Here is a 19,236-nt window from a genome sequence, read left to right as displayed (position 1 = left end):
CGGAGCGTTCATGTCGGGGCATGCCCGTGCTCTTCGGGGTCCCCGGCCGGACGGGGCCGGTCCCGACCGGTCTCGCTCGCGCGTACTCGGCGGGACTTCGTTTCGATGGGGTCCGGTCCGTCGTGTACGCTTCCGAGGTTGGCGCTTCGCGCCGACCTGATCTCGACCAGACCTCTCGGGTCGCACACGCACGCGAAAGCGCGCGGACCCGAGCGCTTGAATGGAGTTACCGTGGCTTCCGTCTGCGACGTCTGCGGCAAGGGACCAGGGTTCGGTAACAGTGTTTCCCACTCGCACCGCCGCACCCGCCGCCGCTGGAACCCCAACATCCAGACCGTGCGCACGCGCGTGGGCGGTACGCCCAAGCGCCTGAGCGTGTGCACCTCGTGCATCAAGGCCGGCAAGGTCGACCGCTAGACGCGCGAGCGGTTCCCAGATTCACCGGGAAGCGCCGTTCCCCTCGGGGAGCGGCGCTTCTTCGGCGTTGTGGCGGCTCTGCCCGGCCCCGCACCGCGTTCGCGGGAGCGGCGCCGCCCGCGCTACAGACCGCAGGAGACGCCGTTGAGCGAGCAGGAGGGGGTCTGCGCCGGTCCCTCGGCGGTGAAGTTGACGGTCTTGGACTCCCCAGGGGCCAGACCGCCCTCGTAGTGGGTCTGGCGGGCGACGACACCGTTGCCGGTGGCCTCCCAGTCCACCTCCCAGGCCGCGGTGACGCGGACGTTCTCGAAGCCGAGGGTGAGCTCCCAGCCCTCCAGCACGCTGTCGCTGTTGTTGGTGATGACCACCTGTCCGGAGAAGGAGTCCTCGGAGTAGGTGACGGAGCTGTAGGACACGGCGGCACGGGGCGAGGCGGCGCTTTCACGCTGTTCGTCGGCCGTCGTCTCCTCCTGTCGCGCGGGAGAGGCCTCCTGCCGCTCCGGCGTGGCGCTCGCCCGGGGGCTCGCGCTGGGCCGCGCGCTCGGTGAGGGGGCGGCCGACAACGTGGCCCGCGGGCTGGCCGACGGGGCGTCGCTGGGCGCGGCCATGGGGCCGCCGTGGGTGTCGCCCTCAGGGAGCGCGGAGGCCCCGGACCCGGGTTCGGGCTCGGTGAAGTGCAGGTAGACCTGGGTGGTGCTGTAACCGAACAGCACCAGGCCGATCGTGACGCCGGAGACGACCATCACGCGCAGCGGCCGGGGCGGCCGGACCCGCTTGGGGACGGTGCTGCCGAGGACATGGCCGACGGTGGCCAGGGGACCGCTGTCGGCGGGCTCCGCCCGGTGCGCGCCGCGCTGTCCGCCCTGGGATCCACCGTGGTGCCGGGCCATGGCTCCGCCTTCCCTCCGCGCCGTGTGATGACCTTCTGGGCCGCCGGGGATGTGGGGCCTGTTCCGCGTGCCGCCGGTTCCGGGGGTGACGTCCCGTCGCGCGGAACCGGAAACGTCTTCGTCCGGCGGTGCGGGGCAGAGCTTAGCGCGATTCAATCCACATAACCGACATCTCCGGCGTTCTCCCGCCGGCCCCCAGTTCTCGTCCTGGTCACCGACGGCGCGGCGGAGAGCGGGCGGTCCGGCTAGGAGAAGTGGTCCCAACCGGATGGCGCCGCCGGGGAACCGTCGACGGTGACCCCCTCCCCCGCGTCGACCCGTCCGATGATGCTCCACCGCCCGGGCAGCCGGACCGACGCGGGGAACGTGGCGGCCAGCGCGTGGTCCTCGCCTCCGGCCAGCACGTAGTCGAGGGGGCGGCGGGGATCCGCGCCCGCGGCGGCGAGGCGGGCCACGGCCTCCTCCACCTCCGAGGCCGGGCGCAGCGCGGCGGGGTCCAGGTCGATGGCGACGCCGCTGGCCGCGGCGATGTGCCCGAGGTCCTGCAGCAGACCGTCGCTGACGTCGAGCATCGCGCTGGCCCCCAGCGCCGCCGCGCGCGGCCCCTCACGGTAGGGCGGCCGCGGTCTGCGGTGCTCGTCGAGACAGGGGTCGGGACCCGGCAGGCCGGCCCGGAGCAGGTCCAGGCCGACCGCCGACATGCCCAGGTTCCCGGCGACGGCCACCACGTCACCGGGACGGGCCCCGTCCCGGCGGACGGCGGGCACCCCGCCCAGGTCCCCCAGCGCGGTGATCGCGATGGTCAGCGTGGCCGCGCCCACCGTGTCACCGCCCGCGACGGCGGCGCCCGCGGCCGCGCACTCGGCGGCGAGCCCCGCGGCGAACCCGTCGACCCAGTCCACGGGCAGCTCGGGTGGGGCGGCCAGGCCCAGGAGGAGCACCGTGGGGCGGGCCCCCATCGCGGCGACGTCGGCCAGATTCTGCGCGGCGGCCTTGTGCCCGACGTCACGGGCCGTGGACCAATCGCGCCGGAAGTGCCGCCCCTCGACCAGCAGGTCGGTGGTCGCCACCACCCGACCGTCGCCGGCGCGTACGAGGGCGGCGTCGTCGCCGGGGCCGATGATCACGTCGTCGGTCTGGGGGAAGCCGGCGGTGAGCCGGGCGATCAGCCCGAACTCCCCGAGGGCCCCGATGGTGTTCAGCACAGACCACAGGGTACGGTGACCTCCCGGCCCAGTGGTCTAGACCCGCGTCCACCGGACGGCGCGGCCCGGCCCGGCCGTATCCGATGTGAGAGGGGTGTTCCATGGTGCAGGCCTACATCTTGATCCAGACCGAGGTCGGCCGGGCGGCAGACGTCGCGCGGGAGATCGCGGAGATCGACGGGGTGACCCGGGCCGAGGACGTGACCGGCCCCTACGATGTGGTGGTGCGCGCGCAGGCCGAGGACGTCGACGCGCTGGGCCGTCTCGTGGTGGCCCGCATCCAGCGGCTGGCCGGTATCTCGCGCACGCTCACGTGCCCGATCGTGAACATCTGACCTTGGAGCGGTGACCGATGCGACGACGTCTGACCCTGGGCCCGGTCCTGGCCGGGACGGTGCTGGTGGCCGGCTGCTCCGGCGGCGTCGTCGAGGTCCCCCCGCCCGATCCCGACGAGCGGGCGGCGCAGTTGTGCCAGGGGCTGATGGAGCGGCTGCCCGACTCCCTGTTCGGGGAGGAGCAGGTCCGGGTGGAGCCGGCGTCGCGGTTCGTGGCGGCGTGGGGGTCGCCCACGGTCGCGCTGCGCTGCGGGGTGGAGCGCCCCGCCGGGTTGCAGCCCGACTCCGAGCTGATGGTGATCAACGAGATCGCCTGGCTGCCCCAGCCCGCCGACAGCCCCAACCTCTACACGGCGGTGGGGCGCGAGGCCTACGTCGAGATGTCGATCCCGCCGTCGTACTCGCCGCCGGCCGAAGGACTGACCGCGATCAGCGACCTCATCGTGGAGGAGATCCCCGCCCTGCCCGCGGGGACGCTGTGAGGCGGGGCCGTCCACAACGGGCGTGGCCCGTCTCCCGCCGTGGCGGCGGGGAACGGGCCACGTCGGTCGCGGAGAGATGTCACTCCTGGTCCATGGTCGCGGTCTGACCCGACATCACGGCCTCCAGACCACCGGCCTGCTCGATCTCGGCCTCGGTGTAGGGGATGGCCCCGGAGCAGGAGGCACCGGGTTCAGGGACGTCGGAGCTCTGCTCGTAGAGGCGGAGGAACTGGCCCAGGCGCTCGTCGGCGGGGGAGTCGACGGCGATCTGCCTGCCCCAGGCCGACGCGACGACGGGGGCCGGCATCTCGCCCTCGTAGGGACTGACGAGCACGTAGGAGCCGGGCGTGTACAGCGCCTCAAGGGCGGCGACCTGGTTGTCGGGCAGCTCGGGGTCGTAGGTGATCCAGACGGCGCCGTGCTCCAGGGAGTGGACGGCGTGTATGGAGGTCACCGGGTCGGCGTAGACGCCGCAGTTCTGCCAGGCCGCGTGGTGGTCGCCGCCGACGGGCGGACTCTGCTCGTAGTCGACCGGTTCGGTCACGTGGTTGTTGGTGAGGCCCTCGAAGGTCTGGACCCCGTCGATGTTGCGCCGCTGGTACTCCATGTACCCGGCGAAGGCGACGCCGCCGACCACCAGCAGCGCGGCCGCGGTGATGCCGGTCGTCTTGATGATCTTCCTGCGCTTCTCCTCACGCAGTCGCTGAGCACGCATCTCCGCCGCTCTTTGGCGGCGCTGTTCGGCCGTGCGCTTGCCCACCTTTGGTCCTCACCCATCACCCGGAGACGTACATGCGTCCTTATCCTCTTAAGGCAGCATACGCATCGAAAACGCCGCATTTACCAGGATGGTTCCCGTGAGTAACGAGGGCGACGTCAGGGACGTACCGGTTCGGCAGGTCGGAAAAGGACGTGGTGTGCCCTGGCCCATCGCGGCGTTGCTGGTGGTCGTGGCGCTGGTCGCGGGCTACCTGACGGGGCGTCCCACGGTTCCGCTCGACACCTCGGTCGACGCCGGCTTCCTGCGGGACATGACCGTCCACCACACCCAGGCGGTGGACATGTCAATGACCATCCTGGAGAAGACGGACGAGCCCATGCTGGAGACCGTGGCCTACGACATCGCCCGTACCCAGCAGTCACAGGCCGGGCGTATGCAGGGATGGCTGGTGCAGTGGGGCCTGAACGCGCGGGGCTCCCAGCCGCCGATGGCCTGGATGGCCGGACACGGCCACGGAGGGGGCTCAGGGGAGGCCCCCGAGCGGATGCCGGGCCTGGCCACCGAGGACCAGCTACGCGAGCTGGAGGAGGCCGAGGGGGTCGACGCCGAGATCGTCTACCTGCGCCTCATGATCGTCCACCACGCCGGCGGCATCGAGATGGCAGAGGTCGCGGCGGCGGAGGCGGACGTGTCCTACGTGGCGGGGTTCGCGCGCGGCATGGCCGAGGCGCAGCAGAGCGAGATCGACTTGATGAACGACCTGTTGGTGGAGCGCGGGGCCGAACCCGTCGACGTCTGACCGGTCCCGCGTGCGCCTCGGCCGGGGCGCACGCGGGACTGTGACGCATGACCCTCACGACACGACTGATTTACTACGTCGTGTAGAACTACACTTTGTAGTACTACCGGCGGTCGGCCCCGCCGGCGTTCGGAGAGGCGGTCATGGACGCACTTGACCTCGCACGGTGGCAATTCGGGATCACCACCGTCTACCACTTCCTGTTCGTACCGTTGACGATCGGTCTCGCGGTCATCGTGGCCTGCCTGCAGACCGCCTGGTACCGCACCGGCAGGCACGAATACCTGCGGGCCACGAAGTTCTTCGGCAAGCTGTTCCTGATCAACTTCGCGATCGGGGTCGTCACCGGCATCGTGCAGGAGTTCCAGTTCGGCATGAACTGGAGCGACTACTCCAGGTTCGTCGGCGACGTGTTCGGCGCCCCCCTGGCGATGGAGGCGCTGCTCGCCTTCTTCCTCGAATCGACGTTCATCGGTCTGTGGATCTTCGGATGGGACAAGCTCCCCCGCCGCATCCACCTCGCCTGCATCTGGATCGTCGCCATCGGCACCAACCTGTCGGCCTACTTCATCCTGGCCGCCAACGCCTGGATGCGGCACCCCGTCGGCTACGAGGTGAACGAGGAGACCGGGCGCGCCCAGCTCACCGACATCTGGGCGGTGCTGTCCAACCCCCAGGCGTGGTCCACCTACCTGCACGTGACCGCGGGCTCGTTCATCACCGCCGGCCTGTTCGTCGTCGCGGTCAGCGCCTTCAAGCTCTGGCGCAACCGCGCGCACGGTGACACCGGCGAGCCCGGTGCGACCCCGCCCAAGGGCGACCACGAGCTGTTCCGCAAGACGCTGCGGCTCGGCATGGCCGTCACCCTCATCGCCGGTGTCCTCGCGGTCTTCTCCGGCGACCAGCAGGCCAAGCTCGCCGCCGAGTACGAGCCGATGAAGCTCGCCGGCGCCGAAGCGCTGTGGAACACCGAGGACGCCGCCCACTTCTCGATGTTCGCGGTCGGCGACACCGAGGCCGGCACCAACATCGTGGACCTCAGCATCCCCTACGTGCTCAGCTTCCTCGCCACCGGCGAGTTCGGCGGCACCGTCGAGGGCATCAACAACCTCCAGGCCCAGTACGAGGCCGCCTACGGTCCCGGCGACTACACGCCCAACATCTTCGTCCTGTACTGGTCGTTCCGGCTGATGATGGGCCTGGGCATGGCCGGCGTCGCGCTGTCGGCGCTGGGCCTGTGGCTGACCCGCGACAGGCGGCTGCCCGCGTCGCGCTGGTTCTACCACGCCGCGGTGCTGACGCTGCCCGCGGCCCTGGCCGCCAACATCTTCGGCTGGGTCCTCACCGAGATGGGCCGCCAGCCCTGGACCGTCCACGGCGTGCTGCTGACCGCCGACAGCGTCTCGCCCGGCGTCAGCCTCACCTCGGTCGCCATCTCGCTGACCGCCTTCACCGCGATCTACGGCGTCCTCGCGGTCGTCGAGGCGCGGCTGCTGTTCCGCTACATCAAGGCCGGCCCGTCCCACGTCGTCCCCGAGCTCGACGAGGACGCGGCCGACGACAAGGACGCTCCCGTCCCGGCGTTCGTCTACTAGGAGCCACGCCATGGATCTCGCACTCCTCTGGTTCATCGCCATCGCGGTCCTGTGGACGGGATACTTCGTCCTCGAAGGGTTCGACTTCGGTGTGGGCATGCTCCTGCCGGTCCTCGGCAAGGACAACACCGACCGCAGGGTCATGATCAACTCGATCGGCCCGGTGTGGGACGGCAACGAGGTCTGGCTGATCACCGCGATCGGCGCCATGTTCGCCGCCTTCCCCGCCTGGTACGCCTCCGCGCTCAGCGGCTTCTACCTGCCGATCCTGCTCATCGTGCTCGCGCTGATCGTGCGCGGCGTGGCCTTCGAGTACCGGGGCAAGGGCGACACCGATCGCTGGCGGGCCCGCTGGGACCAGGCGATCTTCTGGGGCAGCGCGCTGCCGGCCGCGCTGTGGGGCGTCGTGTTCGCCAACTTCGTGCGCGGTGTCGCGATGGACGCCGACCACGTCGTCACCGCCGGGGTGATGGACCTGCTCAACCCCTACGCGCTGCTGGGCGGCCTGACGACGCTGTCGCTGTTCACCCTGCACGGCGCGGTCTTCCTCGGCCTCAAGACCGACGGTGAGGTGCGGACGCGGGCCCGCCGGGCCGTCCCCCGGATCGCGCTGGTCGCCGTCCCCGCGACCGTGCTGTTCCTGGCCTGGACCCAGGCGGCCTACGGCGCGACGTGGACGCTGGTGCCGGCCGTGGTCGCCGGGGTCGCGCTCGCGGCCGGCTCGCTGCTGGCCGTCAGGGGGCGCGAGGGGTGGTCCTTCACCGCCACCGCGGTGTCCATCGTGGCGGCCACGGTGCTGCTGTTCGGCTCGCTGTTCCCCGAGGTGCTGCCCTCCACGACCGACCCCGCGTTCAGCCTGACCATCGCCAACGCCTCCTCTGCGGAGTACACGCTGACCGTCATGACCTGGGTCGCGGTGTTCTTCCTGCCGCTGGTACTGGGCTATCAGGCGTGGAGCTACTGGGTGTTCCGCAAGCGGATCAGCCGCTCCCACATCGAGCCGGCGCCCGCCTACGGTGGCACCGCGCACGGTTCTCCACAGGCCCACCGGATTCCTTTCCCCGGCCAGGGCGACTAGGGAGAATGAGGTCATGAAGCCCCTCGACCCCCGTCTGGTGCGCACCGCCCGCGCGGTGCGGGTGCACCTGGCCGTCACGGTGGTGTGCGGTGTCGTGGTCACCTGCCTGGTCCTGGCCCAGGCGTGGCTGCTGGCCCGCGTGATCTCCGGCGCCACCGACGGACAGGGGGTCGGGGAGCTCGCCTGGGCGATCTCGGCCGTGGCCGTGGTCGCGATCGCCCGGGCGGTGCTGTCCTACGGTGCCGAGACCGCCGCCCTGCGCTCCGCGGCGCGCGCCAAGTCCGAGCTGCGGCGCAGACTCATCCGGCACGTCACGGGCACCTCGGACTCCGCCCCGGCCGCGGCCGGGGGATCAGACTCGGGACCGGTCTGGTTGTCAGGGCAGACCGGTCCCGATGGGACGAGCACGCCACGCGCCGGCGAACTGGTCACTCTCGCCACTCGTGGCCTGGACGCGCTGGATGACTACTTCGCCCGGTATCTCCCGCAGCTGGTGCTGGCGGTGCTCGTCCCCGTTGCCGTTCTCGTGGTGGTCGCCCGGGCCGACTGGATCTCGGCCGCCGTCATCGCGGTGACCCTGCCCCTCATCCCGATCTTCATGGCGCTGGTCGGGTGGCACACCCAGGCGCGCACCCAACGCCAGTGGCGGCTGCTCAACCGGCTGGGCGGACACTTCCTCGACGTGGTCGAGGGCCTGCCCACGCTGGCGATCTTCCGGCGCGCCAAGGCCCAGGCCGCCATCATCCGGCGCATCACCGACGAGCACCGCGGCGTCACCATGTCCACGCTGCGCATCGCGTTCCTGTCGGCGTTCGTCCTGGAGTTGCTGTCCACCCTCGCGGTCGCGCTGGTCGCGGTCGAGATCGGCCTGCGGCTGATGTACGGGATGCTCGACTACGAGACCGCGCTGCTCGTGCTCATCCTCGCCCCCGAGGCCTACCTTCCGCTGCGCGAGGTCGGCGCCCGCTTCCACGCCAGCATGGAGGGGGTCGCGGCGGCCGAGCAGGTCTTCACCGTGCTCGACTCCGGCCCCGCTCGCGAAGCCCCCGCCGGCGGCCCCGCGGCTCCGCGCTCGCGGGCCGGCGATGAGGTCGCCGCCCTCCCCCGCCGCGCCGGCGGTCCCGCCCCACGGATCCGGTTCGACGGGGTCGGTCTCGTCTATCCCGGGCGCGACGTTCCCGCGCTGCGCGACGTCGACCTCGTGCTCGAGCCCGGGCGCAGCCTGCTTCTCACCGGTCCCAGCGGCTCGGGCAAGAGCTCCCTGCTGGCCCTGCTGCTGCGCTTCGCCGAGCCCACCACGGGCACGATCCTGGTCGAGGACGCCTCCCTGGCCGCCCCCGTCCCGCTGTCGCTGCTGTCCGCCGACTCCTGGCGCGCCGCCATCGCCTGGGTGCCCCAGCATCCCTACCTGTTCGACGACACCGTGGCCGGCAACATCCGGCTGGGCGCTCCCGACGCCAGCGACGCCGAGGTCCGGCGGGCCGCCGAGCTCGCCGAGGCCCACGGTTTCATCTCCGCGCTGCCCGACGGCTACGCCACCCGGCTCGGCGAGCGCGGCGCCCGCCTGTCGGCAGGTCAGCGCCAGCGCGTCGCGTTGGCCCGCGCCTTCCTGCGCGACGCGCCGATCGTCCTGCTCGACGAGCCCACCGCCCACCTCGATCCCGACAACGCGCGGGCGGTGCGCGTCGCCGTCGCGCGGTTGCTGCGCGACCGTAGCGGCGTCATCGTCGCCCACGACACCGGCTGGACCGACATCGTGGACGCCGTCGCCCACATCGAGGCCGGCCGGGTCGGTGAAAGGATCCCGACGTGAACCGCGAACCCCTATGGCGGATGATCGCGCTGGCCCGCCCGCGCGGTGCCCGGTTCGCCCTGGGCGTGCTGCTCGGCGCGCTCGCCACCGGATCGGGGGTCGCCCTGCTCGGGGTGGCCGCCTGGCTCATCTCCACCGCCGCCCAGCATCCGCCCATCACGGCGCTGAGCGTCGCCGTCGTGGCCACCCGCGCGCTCGGTGTCAGCCGGGGCGTCATGCGCTACCTCGAACGCCTCGTCACCCACGACGCCGCGTTCCGCACGCTCGCCGACGTGCGCGTGCGGGTCTATGAGCGCCTGGCCCGCACCGAGCCCGTCCGCCGTTTCCGTTCCGGCGACCTCGTCTCCCGGCTGGTCAGCGACACCGACGCCACCCAGGACCTCCTGGTGCGCGGGCTGACCCCTCCCCTGGTCGGGATCGTCACCGGCGGGGCCGTCGTGGCGGTGTGCACCGCGCTGTTCGCCCCCGGCGGCCTGTTGCTGGCCGCGGGGCTTCTCTCGGCCGGTGTCGCGGTCCCGTTGGCCGCCGCCGCGCTGGGGCGGGGGCCCGGCCGGCGCCTGGCCCGGGCCCGCGGTGATCTCTCCACCTCCCTGGTCGACGCCTTGCACGGCGCCCCCGACCTCATCGCCTACGGCGCCATGGACCGGGCCGTGCGGCGGGTCGAGGAGGCCGACGCCGAGATCACCCGGGTCGCCCGGCGCGACGCCGCGCTGCTCGGGTTCGGCGAGGGCGCCATCGCCCTGGCCACCGGCCTGACCGTGTGGGCCACCCTGCTCCTCGGCGTGGCCGCGGTGTCCGAGGGGACGCTGGGACCGGTCCCCTTCGCGGTGGTCGTCCTCACCGCGCTGGCCGCGTTCGAGATCGTCTCCCCGCTGCCGGCGGTCGCCGCCCGGCTCGGCGCGGTGCGAGCCAGCGGCGAGCGGCTGTTCGACGTGCTCGACACCCCCGCCTCGGTGAGCGACCCCGCCGACCCCGCGCCGCTGCCCGACGGCCCGGCCCGGCTACGGGTGCGCGGGCTGCGGGTCCGCTACGGCGCCGACGAGCCCTGGGCCCTGGACGGCGTCGACATCGATGTCCCCCCGGGACGGACCGTCGCGGTGCTGGGGCCCAGCGGCGCGGGGAAGAGCACGCTGGCCGCCATCCTGCTGCGTTTCCGCGACCCCGACTCCGGAACGGTCGAGCTGGACGGCACCGACCTCACCCGGCTGCCCGTCGACGAGGCCCGGCGGGTCATCACCGGCGTCCCCCAGGACCCCCACGTCTTCACCAGCACGCTGCGCGAGAACCTGCGCCTGGCCCGTCCCGGAGCCGGCGACGGGGAACTGTGGGAGGCGCTGCGGCGGGCCAGGCTCGCCGACGACGTCGAGGCGATGCCCGAGGGCCTGGACACCGAGGTCGGCTCGCACGGCGCGCGGTTGAGCGGCGGCATGCGGCGGCGGCTCGCACTCGCCCGGGCGCTGCTCGCGGCCCCGCGCGTCCTCGTCCTCGACGAACCCACCACCCACCTCGATCCCGACGCCCGCGACGCCGTGGTCACCGACCTGCTCGACGCCACCGAGGGCCGCTCGACGCTGCTCATCACCCACGACCTCGCCGGGCTGGAGCGCGTCGACCACATCTACGTCGTCTCCGAGGGCAGGGTGCTCCAGCACGGAAGCCACGAGGAGCTGCTGTCGCGTGCCGGCTGGTACCGCGACGCCCACGCCCTCCTGCGCCGGGGGTGACCGCCTCCGGCGGGTGGAGGGTCCCCCTCAAGATCAACGGGGGAACGGATCGGGCGGTATTGTCGCGACGTGTTCTCTCCCTTGCGAAACCTCGTCTCCGGCGTCGGTGTGCTCCTCCAGGGGTTCGGCATGGTGCTACGCCGGCCGAAGCTGTTCGTCCTCGGAGCGATCCCGCCGCTGATCACCTCGATCCTGTTCGTCGTCGCCCTGGTCGCGCTGGTCCTCAACCTGGACGACCTGACCACGTGGATGACCCCGTTCGCCTCGGGGTGGGACGACGCCTGGCAGAACGCGCTCCGTGTGACGTTGGGCATCGTGCTGGTCGTGGCCTCCGTGCTGATCATGGTGATCGCCTTCTCCGGGCTCACGCTGGCCCTGGGGTTCCCGCTGTACGACAAGATCGCCGAGGACGTCGAGGAGGAACTGGGCGGCGCGCCGCCCCAGACGGACGAGCCCGTCGTGTCCTCCGCCGTGCGGGCGATCCGGCAGTCGCTGGCGCTGATCGCGTTGTCCGCCCTCGTCTCGATCCCGTTGTTCGCCGCCGGGTTCATCCCGGTCGTCGGCCAGACCGTCATCCCGGTGATCTCGGCGATCGTCGGCGGCTGGTTCATCTGCACCGAGCTGGTCGGCACCGCCTTCGACCGGCGTGGCCTGCGTAGACTCGCCGACCGGCGCACCTGGATGCGCCGCCACCTCGCCCTCGTCCTCGGCTTCTCGATCCCGGTGTACCTGTTGCTGGCGATCCCCTTCGTGTCCGTGGTGGTGTTCCCCGCGGCGACGGCCGGCGGCACCATCCTGGCCCGTCGGTTGCTCCCCCCGGCCACGCCGGAGGTCCCCCGGACCACGTAGTTTGATTTTCGAAGGAAAGAGTGACCGAGATCGGCGGCGGCATGCCCGAGACGACACCAGGGTCGAAGCGCGATGACGCGCCGGTGGGGCCCTCAGAGCTACCCGAGGTCTATGGGGCGATCGAGAAGGGCGGACGCAGGCTGAGCGTCGGCCTGATCCGGTTGCTGCACTCCATGGCCGGCCAGTTCGGGCTGAACCCCACGGACATGCAGTGCTGGTCCCTGCTGCAGGTGAACGGCCCGATGACCCCGGGCCGGCTGGCGCACCTGACCGGCCTGACCTCGGGCGCCATCACCGCGGTCATCGACCGGCTGGAGCGCTCGGGCTACGTGCGCCGGGAGCGTCACCCCGACGATCGGCGCAAGATCATGGTCGCGATCCGCAAGGACCACCAACCGCCCGCGGCGTCGCTGATCGGCCTGCGCGACGCGATGGTCACGATGCACTCGGGGTACAGCGACGAGGAGCTGCGGGTGGTCTCCCGCTGGTTGGAGGACGTCAACGGCGTCCTGGAGGAGCTGGCCGACCGCGCCCAGCAGATCCGCTGACCCGCCCCGGCCCTTCGGCGGGCGCGCGGGCGTCCGCGGCGAAGCGGTGGCACCCCACAGCACGTCGACGGCCCGGGCACACGAGGTGCCCGGGCCGTCGACGGTGGCGTGGACCGGGACGGAGCTCCACCGCCGGGTGACGGTCTCCTTCCCCGCAGGTCCCGTTCGCGCCCAGACGGTTCAGCGCAGGCCGGGCTCCCGCTTGAGGCCGGTGCGGATGAGCCGGTCCACCAGCGCGGCGTAGTCGAGCCCGCCGGCCGCCCACATCTGCGGGAAGGCCGAGGAGGGGGTGAAGCCGGGCATGGTGTTGAGTTCGTTGACGTAGACCTCGCCGTCGTCGCCGTAGAACATGTCGACGCGGGCCAGCCCCTCGCACCCCATCGCCTCGAACACCTCGGCGGCGGTGCGGCGGATGCGCTCGGTGACGTCGGCCGGCAGATCGGCCGGGATGGTCAGGGAGCTGGAGGACAGGTACTTGGCCTCGAAGTCGTAGAAGTCGAAGCCCTCGGCGACGTGGATCTCGGCGGGCGGCGACACGTCGGGGGCGCCGCCGTCCTCGGCCTCCAGGACACCGCATTCGATCTCGCGGCCGGAGATGTTGGCCTCGACGATGACCTTCGGGTCGTGGCGGCGGGCCTCCTCGATCGCGGCGATGACGGCGTCGCTGTCGGAGGCGTCGCCGACCTTGGAGATGCCCACGCTGGAGCCCGCGCGCGCGGGCTTGACGAAGACGACGCCGCCGAGCTCGGCGATGTCGTCGAGGACGCGCTTGCGCTCGTCGCGCCAGGTCCGGTCGGTGACCGCGACGTAGCGGCCGACCCTCAGGCCGTGGGCGGCGAGCAGCGCCTTCATGACGACCTTGTCCATGGAGGCGGCGCTGGCCAGGACGCCGGCGCCGACGTAGCGGGCGCCGATCATCTCGAACAGCCCCTGGATGGTGCCGTCCTCGCCGAAGGGGCCGTGCAGCAGGGGCAGGACGACGTCGATGCGGCCAAGAGCGCGCGGCGCCTCGTCCGCGGGGACCTCTAGGAGGCCGGGTTCCCCCGCGAAGGGGATGGCGAGTTCGGATCCCGCGTCCCCGATCTCGGGGAGGCGTCCGTCGCTGATGGCCAGGCGTGCCGGGTCGGAGGGGGCGAGGACCCAGGTGCCGGACCGGGTGATGCCGACGGGGACGACCTCATAGCGGTCGGTGTCGATGACCGAGAGCACACTGCCCGCGGTGACGCAGGAGATCTCGTGCTCGGAACTGCGCCCGCCGAAAACGACGGCGACCCGTGTCTTTTGCTGCTCGGCCATGGTGCCTGACCCTATCTCGCTACCACTGGGAATCTGAAACATACGACGCCGCCCCAAAAGGGGTTTTTCGTCATACCCAGGATCGCAGCCGGAACAGCCCGGACGGTACGACGACACGGCGCCCCGGCCCGCCGTGGCGGCCCCGCCCTCCTCCGGGGAGGAGCGGTCGGGGCCGTCCCCGACCGCTCCGTCAGACGCCGTCGAGGGCGGCGAGCACGTCGGCGATGAGGTCCTGGGGGTCCTCCAGGCCGATGGAGAATCGCACCGCCGCCGGCCCGATGCCCGCCGCCCGGATCGCCTCGTCCGACATCTGACGGTGGGTGGTGGAGCCGACGTGTCCCACGATGGTGTGGGTGCCTCCCAGCGACGCCGCGATGGTCGCCACGCGCAACCGGTCGGCGAAGGCCATCCCGGCCTCGCGCCCACCGCGGGGGGTGATGGTCACCACGGCGCCGTACCGGCCCTGGTCGAACAGCTTGCCGGCGAGGGCGTGCCCGGGGTGGGCGGGCAGGCTGGGGTGGTCGACGCGCTCGACGGCGGGGTGCTCGGCCACGGCGGCGGCGAACTCGGCGGCGGTGGCGCACTGGCGGGCGACGCGCAGGGGCAGCGTCTCCAGGCCACGCAGCAGGAGGAACGCCTCGTCGGCGGCCAGGCAGGGGCCGAGGTCGACGCGGGCGGAACGGACCTCGGCCATGAGCTCGGGCCGCCCGACGACGACGCCACCGGTGGCGTCGCTGTGGCCGCCGATGTACTTGGTGGCCGAGTGGACGACGAGGTCGGCGCCGTGCTCCAGCGGTCGGCACACGGCCGGGGAGGCGAAGGTGGAGTCGACGACGAGCAGCGCGCCGACCTCATGGGCGATGCGGGCGAGCTGCGGGATGTCGGAGACCGTCATCGTCGGGTTGGAGAGCGTCTCGGCGAACACCACGCGGGTCTCGGGGCGCAGGGCGGCGCGCACCGCGTCGAGGTCGGTGATGTCGACGAAGTCGGTCTCGACCCCGAACCTGCGGAACAGGCCGTCCAGCAGCGAGTAGGTGTTGCCGTAGATGGAGCGGGCGGCGACGACGTGGCTTCCGGCGGCGGTCAGGGCGAGCAGCGCGGTGCTGATCGCGGCCATGCCCGAGGCGAAGGCCTGTCCCCGCACCTCGTGGTCGAGGCCGGCCCCCTCCATGGCGGCGACGGCGTGGGCGAAGGCGTCGGTGGTGGGGTTGTCGATACGCGCGTAGGAGTAGCCGGCGGCGGTCCCGTTGAGGACGTCGGCGTACTCCTGGGACGTGGCGAAGGCGTAGGTGGTGCTGCGATGGACCGGGGTGCGCAGCGGGTCGCCCACGGGCGCGGGTGACACCGGAAGTCGGAGCGCCCGAGTGTTCTCGCCTAGACGGTCTGTCATATTTCCTCCCGGTTTGAGGTTAAAAGACCGATGTTTCCGACGTGTTAACCCCGCACTCCTCCCCCGCGGCCACGCGGAAAGACCCACCGCCCACGGTCAGGAGCGCCGGAAGGGACGGGCGGAGAACTCAGACGCCGTAACGCTCGGGCTTGGCGCTACGTGACATGAACCGCAGCAGCGCCTCGGCCGGGGGCAGGTTCTCGTGCATCATCTCCACGACCGCTTCGGTGATCGGCATGTCCACGTCGTTGGCCCGCGCCAACGCGAGCACCGACTCCGAGGACTTGACCCCCTCGGCGGTCTGCCGGGTCTCGGCGACGACCTCGGCCAGCGTCAGGCCCGATCCCAGCCGTTCGCCGAACGTGCGGTTGCGTGACAGCGGGGAACTGCACGTCGCCACGAGATCGCCCATCCCGGCGAGTCCCGCGAGCGTGTGCTCGTCGGCCCCCAGGCTCACGGCGAGCCGCACGGTCTCGGCGAGCCCCCGGGTGATCAACGACGCCTTGGCGTTGTCCCCGAACCCCATCCCCACCGCGACGCCCACCGCGAGGGCGATGACGTTCTTGACCGCGCCGCCCAGCTCGACGCCGACGATGTCGGTGGTGGTGTAGGGACGGAAGTAGGCCGACTTGCAGATGTGCTGCAACCGGACCGCGGTGTCCTCGTCACGGCAGGCGACCACCGCCGTCGCCGGCTGGCGTTCGGCGATCTCCCGGGCCAGGTTGGGACCCGAGACCACGGCGACCCGATCGTCGGGCAGCTCCAGGACCTCGGCGGCGACCTCGCTCATCCGCCGCGACGTCCCCAGTTCGATGCCCTTCATCAGGCTGACGACGACCGCGCCCGGCTCGACGTGGCGCTTCCACTCGGTCAGGTTGGCGCGCAGCGTCTGCGAAGGCACCGCGATGACCACGAACTCCGCGCCGGCGAGCGCCTGCGCGACGTCGGTGGTCGCCCGCAGCCCCGGGTTCAGCGTGATGCCGGGGAAGTAACCCGGGTTCTCGTGCCGCTCGTTGATCGCGTCGACCACCTCGGCCCGTCTGCCCCACAGCGTCACCCGCGCCGCCCCGGCGTCCGCCACCACGTTGGCGAACGCGGTGCCCCACGAGCCGCTGCCCAGCACCGCGACCTTCGTCATCTCTCCCCCTCCCGTCCGGCCGGCGCTCACGCCTGCGAGGCGTCGTCGCGGCGTTCCTCGCCGTCGGAGTCCTGCGCCAGGCCACGGCGCGCCTGCCTGGGGTCATAGGGCAGGGCCGGGGGTTCCTCACCGCGCAGGCCCGCCTGGAGCTCGGTGATGGCGCGCATGATGTCGGCGGTCGCCTCGCGCAGCAGGGTCGCGGTGAGCGGGCGCCCCTCGTAGGCGGACAGGTCGACCGGCGGCCCGGCCACCATCTGCACCCGCTTACGCGGGAAGGGACGGAACCTGGCCGTTCCGTAGGGCAGCAGGTGTTGCTCGCCCCAGTGGGCGACCGGGACGATCGGGACCTTCGTGGTCAGCGCGAGGCGGGCCACGCCGGTCTTGGCGACCATCGGCCACAGCTGCGGGTCACGCGTGCAGGTGCCCTCGGGGTAGAAGATCACCGACGCCTGGTCCTCGGTGAGCGCCTTCTCGGCCTCACGCAACGCCTTGACCGCGTCGCTGCTGCCTCGGTGGACCGGGATCTGGCCGGTCGAACGGGCGACGGCGCCCACCACCGGGATACGGAAGACCCCCTCCTTGGCGGTGAAGGTCGGCCAGCGGCGGCCGGCGACGTAGAGGTAGTGCGCGATGGTGAGCGGGTCCGCCATCGACAGGTGGTTGGCGGCGATGATCACACCGCCTTCGCGCGGGATGTTCTCCTGCCCGCTCCACTCGGTCCTGGTGATGGCCGCCATGATCGGGCGGACGACGGCGACGACGATCGCCTTCACCCAGCGAGACTCCCGGGGCTTCATGACGGACTCCTTCGGTTGACCCTGTGGCCGATCCTGACGACGGCTCCCGTGGCGGACGCACACCGTGGTGGGGTGGCCCGGCCCTGCGGTAACGTCCCGCGGCGCGCGACCGCTCCAGTGTAGGCAGTCCTCCACCCCGCTCCGGAGCGGACCGTGCCCACCGGACCGTAGTCTGCATTCCCGGGGTGCCGTCCGGGCCGAGGGCGGTGGGGAACTCGAGGGGTACCGGTGACCACAGACCAGGCGGGCGGGGAGTGGACCCTGGTCGTTCCGGTGAAGCGGCTCTCGGCGGGCAAGTCGCGGCTGGCCGGCTTCGCCGGGGAGCACCGCGGCGAGCTCGCGCTGGCCGTGGCCTGTGACACCGTGCAGGCCGCGGTGTCCTGTCCCTCGGTCGTCGCGGTGTTCGTCGTCACCGACGACCCGCTGGTCGCACGGCGCGTGACCGACCTCGGCGCGCGGGTGGTGCCCGACCCTCCGGAGGCCGGGTTGAATCCGGCGTTGGTCCACGGCGCCGCCCATGCGACCGCCCTGTTCCCACGGGCGGGGACGTGCGCGCTGTCGGCCGACCTGCCGGCGCTGCGCCCCGGTGAGCTGGAGCGCGTCCTGGGCGCGGCGGTGGCGCATGAGCGCTCCTTCCTCCCCGACACACCCGGCGTGGGGACCACGCTGTACGCCACCGCCCCGGGCGCGGTCTTCGCCCCGGGGTTCGAGGGCGAGTCGCGCCGCCGGCACCGTGAGCTCGGCGCGGTCGAACTGGCCGTCGAGGAGGTCGCCAGCGTACGGCGGGACGTCGACACTCCGGCCGACCTGGCGGAGGCCGTGGCGCTGGGGGTCGGTCCGCACACGGCGAAGGTGCTCGCCCGGCTGGGCCTGTGAGACCCTCCCACGGGAGGACGACGGGCCGGCGCAGACGTAGGGCCGCCCGGGTCCCCAGGGACCCGGGCGGCCGTCACACGGTTCTCAGAGCGTTATTTCTTCCCCTCGTTCACCAGGGCCTTGAAGTCTGCGCCGGGACGGAATTTCGGCACGAAGCTGGCCGGTACGTCGATGGCCGCCCCGGTGGCGGGGTTACGGGCCGTGCGAGCGGCGCGCTCGGATTTCTCGAAGACCCCGAATCCGGTGATGGCCACCTTGTCGCCCTTGGCGACGGTCTGCTGGATGGTCTCCAAGATGACGTTGACTGCTTCGGTGGCGGTCTTCTTGTCCCCCAACCGGTCGGAGATCGCGTCAATCAGTTCACGCTTGTTCATTGGTTCCTCCGGTTCCCCCTTGCTCGCTCGAAATTAGGGGACACCGGCACCCGGACACAAATACAAACGCCCGGGAAATCAGCGTGTCGGGGGGTCTTCCACCTGCGACGGGAGATCTCGAAGCATCTTGTCGAGGCGTTCGGACGCCCGAAGAGGATCTCTTTTGACCGCTTCCGTGACCGTCAAAAGCTTACGAATAGTCGCAATACGGACGCCCTCCGGAAGAGAATTGGCGCGGCGGTGCGCCTCCCGCAGCCGCCGCGCCAAATCCAGGTAAAATTCCGGTTCCTCAGGGCGGTCCGCCCCTACTGGGTGACCGGGAGCCACGGCTTGCGCCGCTCCTCGAACGCCGCGATCTCGTCGGTGTGGCGCAGCGTGAGACCGATGTCGTCGAGCCCCTCCATCAGCCGCCAGCGGGTGTAGTCGTCCAGTTCGAACGGCTCGGTCACGCCGGGGGCCCGCACCTCGCGCGCCACCAGGTCGACCGTGACCTCCGTGGCCGGGTCGGCCTCGACCGCCGCCCACAGCCGCTCGATGACCTCCTGCGGCAGGATCACCGTCAGCAGGCCGCCCTTGAGGGAGTTGCCACGGAAGATGTCGGCGAATCGGGAGGCCAGCACGGCCTTGAAACCGTAGTCCTGGAGCGCCCAGACCGCGTGCTCGCGCGAGGATCCGGTACCGAAGTCGGGGCCGGCGATGAGCACGGTCCCCCCGGCGTACTCGGGACGGTTCAGCACGAAGTCGGGGTCGTTGGCCCGCCAGGCGGCGAAGAGCCCGTCCTCGAAACCGCTCCGGCTGACCCGCTTGAGGTAGACGGCGGGGATGATCTGGTCGGTGTCCACGTTGCTGTAGCGCAGCGGCACGGCGCGGCCCGTGTGGACGGTGAACTTCTCCATGTCGGCGATCCTC

21 protein-coding genes are annotated in these 19,236 nt (G+C 71.8%); 11 read left to right on the top strand and 10 right to left on the bottom strand.

Annotated features, from left to right (window positions below):
• The first annotated feature begins 231 nt into the window (after nucleotides 1-231).
• Nucleotides 232-417 (top strand): 50S ribosomal protein L28, encoded by a 186-nt coding sequence (gene rpmB, locus ACYVHU_RS08635; protein ID WP_078762759.1) that lies wholly within the window; start codon nucleotides 232-234, stop codon nucleotides 415-417.
• Between the two features lie 122 nt (nucleotides 418-539).
• On the opposite strand, the gene ACYVHU_RS08630 is transcribed toward rpmB, so the two are convergent.
• A complete protein-coding gene (locus ACYVHU_RS08630) occupies nucleotides 540-1,307 on the bottom strand; it encodes a cellulose binding domain-containing protein (RefSeq protein WP_078762758.1) in 768 nt (255 codons plus the stop codon).
• A 245-nt stretch (nucleotides 1,308-1,552) separates the two neighbouring features.
• The gene (locus ACYVHU_RS08625) at nucleotides 1,553-2,512 is read right to left on the bottom strand and encodes a thiamine-phosphate kinase (protein ID WP_078762757.1); all 960 of its coding nucleotides are present in this window, start codon (nucleotides 2,510-2,512) and stop codon (nucleotides 1,553-1,555) included.
• Nucleotides 2,513-2,613: 101 nt separating this feature from the next.
• Between ACYVHU_RS08625 and ACYVHU_RS08620 the strand changes: the two genes are divergently transcribed.
• The gene (locus tag ACYVHU_RS08620; RefSeq protein ID WP_078762756.1) at nucleotides 2,614-2,847 is read left to right on the top strand and encodes an Lrp/AsnC family transcriptional regulator; all 234 of its coding nucleotides are present in this window, start codon (nucleotides 2,614-2,616) and stop codon (nucleotides 2,845-2,847) included.
• Between the two features lie 17 nt (nucleotides 2,848-2,864).
• Entirely contained in the window at nucleotides 2,865-3,329 is a 465-nt protein-coding gene (locus tag ACYVHU_RS08615) for a DUF3515 domain-containing protein (RefSeq protein ID WP_078762755.1), read from the top strand.
• Nucleotides 3,330-3,408: 79 nt separating this feature from the next.
• Here the strand turns inward: ACYVHU_RS08615 and ACYVHU_RS08610 are convergent, their stop codons facing one another.
• The gene (locus ACYVHU_RS08610; protein ID WP_078762754.1) at nucleotides 3,409-4,089 is read right to left on the bottom strand and encodes a thioredoxin-like domain-containing protein; all 681 of its coding nucleotides are present in this window, start codon (nucleotides 4,087-4,089) and stop codon (nucleotides 3,409-3,411) included.
• A 157-nt stretch (nucleotides 4,090-4,246) separates the two neighbouring features.
• Here ACYVHU_RS08610 and ACYVHU_RS08605 point away from each other — a divergent pair, with 157 nt between their 5' ends.
• The 7 genes from ACYVHU_RS08605 to ACYVHU_RS08575 all read left to right on the top strand — a co-directional run bounded on the left by ACYVHU_RS08605 (nucleotide 4,247) and on the right by ACYVHU_RS08575 (nucleotide 12,456).
• Entirely contained in the window at nucleotides 4,247-4,849 is a 603-nt protein-coding gene (locus ACYVHU_RS08605; RefSeq protein WP_327308808.1) for a DUF305 domain-containing protein, read from the top strand.
• A gap of 143 nt (nucleotides 4,850-4,992) precedes the next feature.
• Complete coding sequence (locus ACYVHU_RS08600; protein ID WP_432938874.1) at nucleotides 4,993-6,444, top strand: cytochrome ubiquinol oxidase subunit I; 1,452 nt, start codon at nucleotides 4,993-4,995, stop codon at nucleotides 6,442-6,444.
• 10 nt (nucleotides 6,445-6,454) lie between these two features.
• The gene (cydB, locus tag ACYVHU_RS08595) at nucleotides 6,455-7,522 is read left to right on the top strand and encodes a cytochrome d ubiquinol oxidase subunit II (RefSeq protein ID WP_078762751.1); all 1,068 of its coding nucleotides are present in this window, start codon (nucleotides 6,455-6,457) and stop codon (nucleotides 7,520-7,522) included.
• Between the two features lie 13 nt (nucleotides 7,523-7,535).
• Nucleotides 7,536-9,335 carry a thiol reductant ABC exporter subunit CydD gene (gene cydD, locus ACYVHU_RS08590; protein ID WP_078762750.1) on the top strand — a complete coding sequence of 600 codons (1,800 nt, stop codon included), beginning with the start codon at nucleotides 7,536-7,538 and terminating at the stop codon, nucleotides 9,333-9,335.
• 20 nt (nucleotides 9,336-9,355) lie between these two features.
• Nucleotides 9,356-11,059, top strand: a complete 1,704-nt coding sequence (gene cydC, locus ACYVHU_RS08585; protein ID WP_078762749.1) for a thiol reductant ABC exporter subunit CydC — start codon at nucleotides 9,356-9,358, stop codon at nucleotides 11,057-11,059.
• A 69-nt stretch (nucleotides 11,060-11,128) separates the two neighbouring features.
• Nucleotides 11,129-11,908: an EI24 domain-containing protein gene (locus ACYVHU_RS08580; RefSeq protein ID WP_078762748.1), complete on the top strand. Its 780-nt coding sequence runs from the start codon at nucleotides 11,129-11,131 to the stop codon at nucleotides 11,906-11,908.
• Between the two features lie 20 nt (nucleotides 11,909-11,928).
• Nucleotides 11,929-12,456: a MarR family winged helix-turn-helix transcriptional regulator gene (locus tag ACYVHU_RS08575; RefSeq protein WP_078762747.1), complete on the top strand. Its 528-nt coding sequence runs from the start codon at nucleotides 11,929-11,931 to the stop codon at nucleotides 12,454-12,456.
• A 180-nt stretch (nucleotides 12,457-12,636) separates the two neighbouring features.
• Here the strand turns inward: ACYVHU_RS08575 and ACYVHU_RS08570 are convergent, their stop codons facing one another.
• The 4 genes from ACYVHU_RS08570 to ACYVHU_RS08555 all read right to left on the bottom strand — a co-directional run bounded on the left by ACYVHU_RS08570 (nucleotide 12,637) and on the right by ACYVHU_RS08555 (nucleotide 17,077).
• Nucleotides 12,637-13,752, bottom strand: a complete 1,116-nt coding sequence (locus tag ACYVHU_RS08570; RefSeq protein WP_078762746.1) for a D-alanine--D-alanine ligase family protein — start codon at nucleotides 13,750-13,752, stop codon at nucleotides 12,637-12,639.
• A gap of 190 nt (nucleotides 13,753-13,942) precedes the next feature.
• Nucleotides 13,943-15,142 carry a trans-sulfuration enzyme family protein gene (locus tag ACYVHU_RS08565; protein ID WP_078762745.1) on the bottom strand — a complete coding sequence of 400 codons (1,200 nt, stop codon included), beginning with the start codon at nucleotides 15,140-15,142 and terminating at the stop codon, nucleotides 13,943-13,945.
• Between the two features lie 127 nt (nucleotides 15,143-15,269).
• Nucleotides 15,270-16,280: an NAD(P)H-dependent glycerol-3-phosphate dehydrogenase gene (locus ACYVHU_RS08560; protein WP_078762744.1), complete on the bottom strand. Its 1,011-nt coding sequence runs from the start codon at nucleotides 16,278-16,280 to the stop codon at nucleotides 15,270-15,272.
• Between the two features lie 26 nt (nucleotides 16,281-16,306).
• Nucleotides 16,307-17,077, bottom strand: coding sequence for a lysophospholipid acyltransferase family protein (locus tag ACYVHU_RS08555; RefSeq protein WP_078762743.1), 771 nt, complete (start codon nucleotides 17,075-17,077; stop codon nucleotides 16,307-16,309).
• A gap of 228 nt (nucleotides 17,078-17,305) precedes the next feature.
• Here ACYVHU_RS08555 and cofC point away from each other — a divergent pair, with 228 nt between their 5' ends.
• The gene (gene cofC, locus ACYVHU_RS08550; protein ID WP_078762742.1) at nucleotides 17,306-17,953 is read left to right on the top strand and encodes a 2-phospho-L-lactate guanylyltransferase; all 648 of its coding nucleotides are present in this window, start codon (nucleotides 17,306-17,308) and stop codon (nucleotides 17,951-17,953) included.
• A 92-nt stretch (nucleotides 17,954-18,045) separates the two neighbouring features.
• Here the strand turns inward: cofC and ACYVHU_RS08545 are convergent, their stop codons facing one another.
• The 3 genes from ACYVHU_RS08545 to leuD all read right to left on the bottom strand — a co-directional run bounded on the left by ACYVHU_RS08545 (nucleotide 18,046) and on the right by leuD (nucleotide 19,223).
• Complete coding sequence (locus tag ACYVHU_RS08545) at nucleotides 18,046-18,327, bottom strand: HU family DNA-binding protein (protein ID WP_078762741.1); 282 nt, start codon at nucleotides 18,325-18,327, stop codon at nucleotides 18,046-18,048.
• A gap of 78 nt (nucleotides 18,328-18,405) precedes the next feature.
• Nucleotides 18,406-18,654, bottom strand: coding sequence for an SCO5555 family protein (locus ACYVHU_RS08540; protein ID WP_490722751.1), 249 nt, complete (start codon nucleotides 18,652-18,654; stop codon nucleotides 18,406-18,408).
• The gene (leuD, locus tag ACYVHU_RS08535) at nucleotides 18,633-19,223 is read right to left on the bottom strand and encodes a 3-isopropylmalate dehydratase small subunit (RefSeq protein ID WP_078762740.1); all 591 of its coding nucleotides are present in this window, start codon (nucleotides 19,221-19,223) and stop codon (nucleotides 18,633-18,635) included. Before leuD ends, ACYVHU_RS08540 begins: the two co-directional genes overlap by 22 nt.
• Nucleotides 19,224-19,236: the final 13 nt, after the last annotated feature.

The organism is Marinactinospora endophytica (assembly GCF_054780875.1).
The sequence above is the reverse complement of the archived record's forward strand: the minus strand, read 5'-3'. Positions and strand labels throughout refer to the sequence as shown.

What these genes read in the sequence shown, in the direction of transcription:
- ACYVHU_RS08630 (WP_078762758.1), bottom strand. Translation starts at nt 1,307, where the DNA reads ATGGCCCGGCACCACGGTGGATCCCAGGGCGGACAGCGCGGCGCGCAC.
- ACYVHU_RS08620 (WP_078762756.1), top strand. Translation starts at nt 2,614, where the DNA reads ATGGTGCAGGCCTACATCTTGATCCAGACCGAGGTCGGCCGGGCGGCA.
- ACYVHU_RS08615 (WP_078762755.1), top strand. Translation starts at nt 2,865, where the DNA reads ATGCGACGACGTCTGACCCTGGGCCCGGTCCTGGCCGGGACGGTGCTG.
- ACYVHU_RS08600 (WP_432938874.1), top strand. Translation starts at nt 4,993, where the DNA reads ATGGACGCACTTGACCTCGCACGGTGGCAATTCGGGATCACCACCGTC.
- cydB (WP_078762751.1), top strand. Translation starts at nt 6,455, where the DNA reads ATGGATCTCGCACTCCTCTGGTTCATCGCCATCGCGGTCCTGTGGACG.
- cydD (WP_078762750.1), top strand. Translation starts at nt 7,536, where the DNA reads ATGAAGCCCCTCGACCCCCGTCTGGTGCGCACCGCCCGCGCGGTGCGG.
- cydC (WP_078762749.1), top strand. Translation starts at nt 9,356, where the DNA reads ATGATCGCGCTGGCCCGCCCGCGCGGTGCCCGGTTCGCCCTGGGCGTG.
- ACYVHU_RS08570 (WP_078762746.1), bottom strand. Translation starts at nt 13,752, where the DNA reads ATGGCCGAGCAGCAAAAGACACGGGTCGCCGTCGTTTTCGGCGGGCGC.
- ACYVHU_RS08565 (WP_078762745.1), bottom strand. Translation starts at nt 15,142, where the DNA reads ATGACAGACCGTCTAGGCGAGAACACTCGGGCGCTCCGACTTCCGGTG.
- ACYVHU_RS08560 (WP_078762744.1), bottom strand. Translation starts at nt 16,280, where the DNA reads ATGACGAAGGTCGCGGTGCTGGGCAGCGGCTCGTGGGGCACCGCGTTC.
- ACYVHU_RS08555 (WP_078762743.1), bottom strand. Translation starts at nt 17,077, where the DNA reads ATGAAGCCCCGGGAGTCTCGCTGGGTGAAGGCGATCGTCGTCGCCGTC.
- ACYVHU_RS08545 (WP_078762741.1), bottom strand. Translation starts at nt 18,327, where the DNA reads ATGAACAAGCGTGAACTGATTGACGCGATCTCCGACCGGTTGGGGGAC.
- leuD (WP_078762740.1), bottom strand. Translation starts at nt 19,223, where the DNA reads ATGGAGAAGTTCACCGTCCACACGGGCCGCGCCGTGCCGCTGCGCTAC.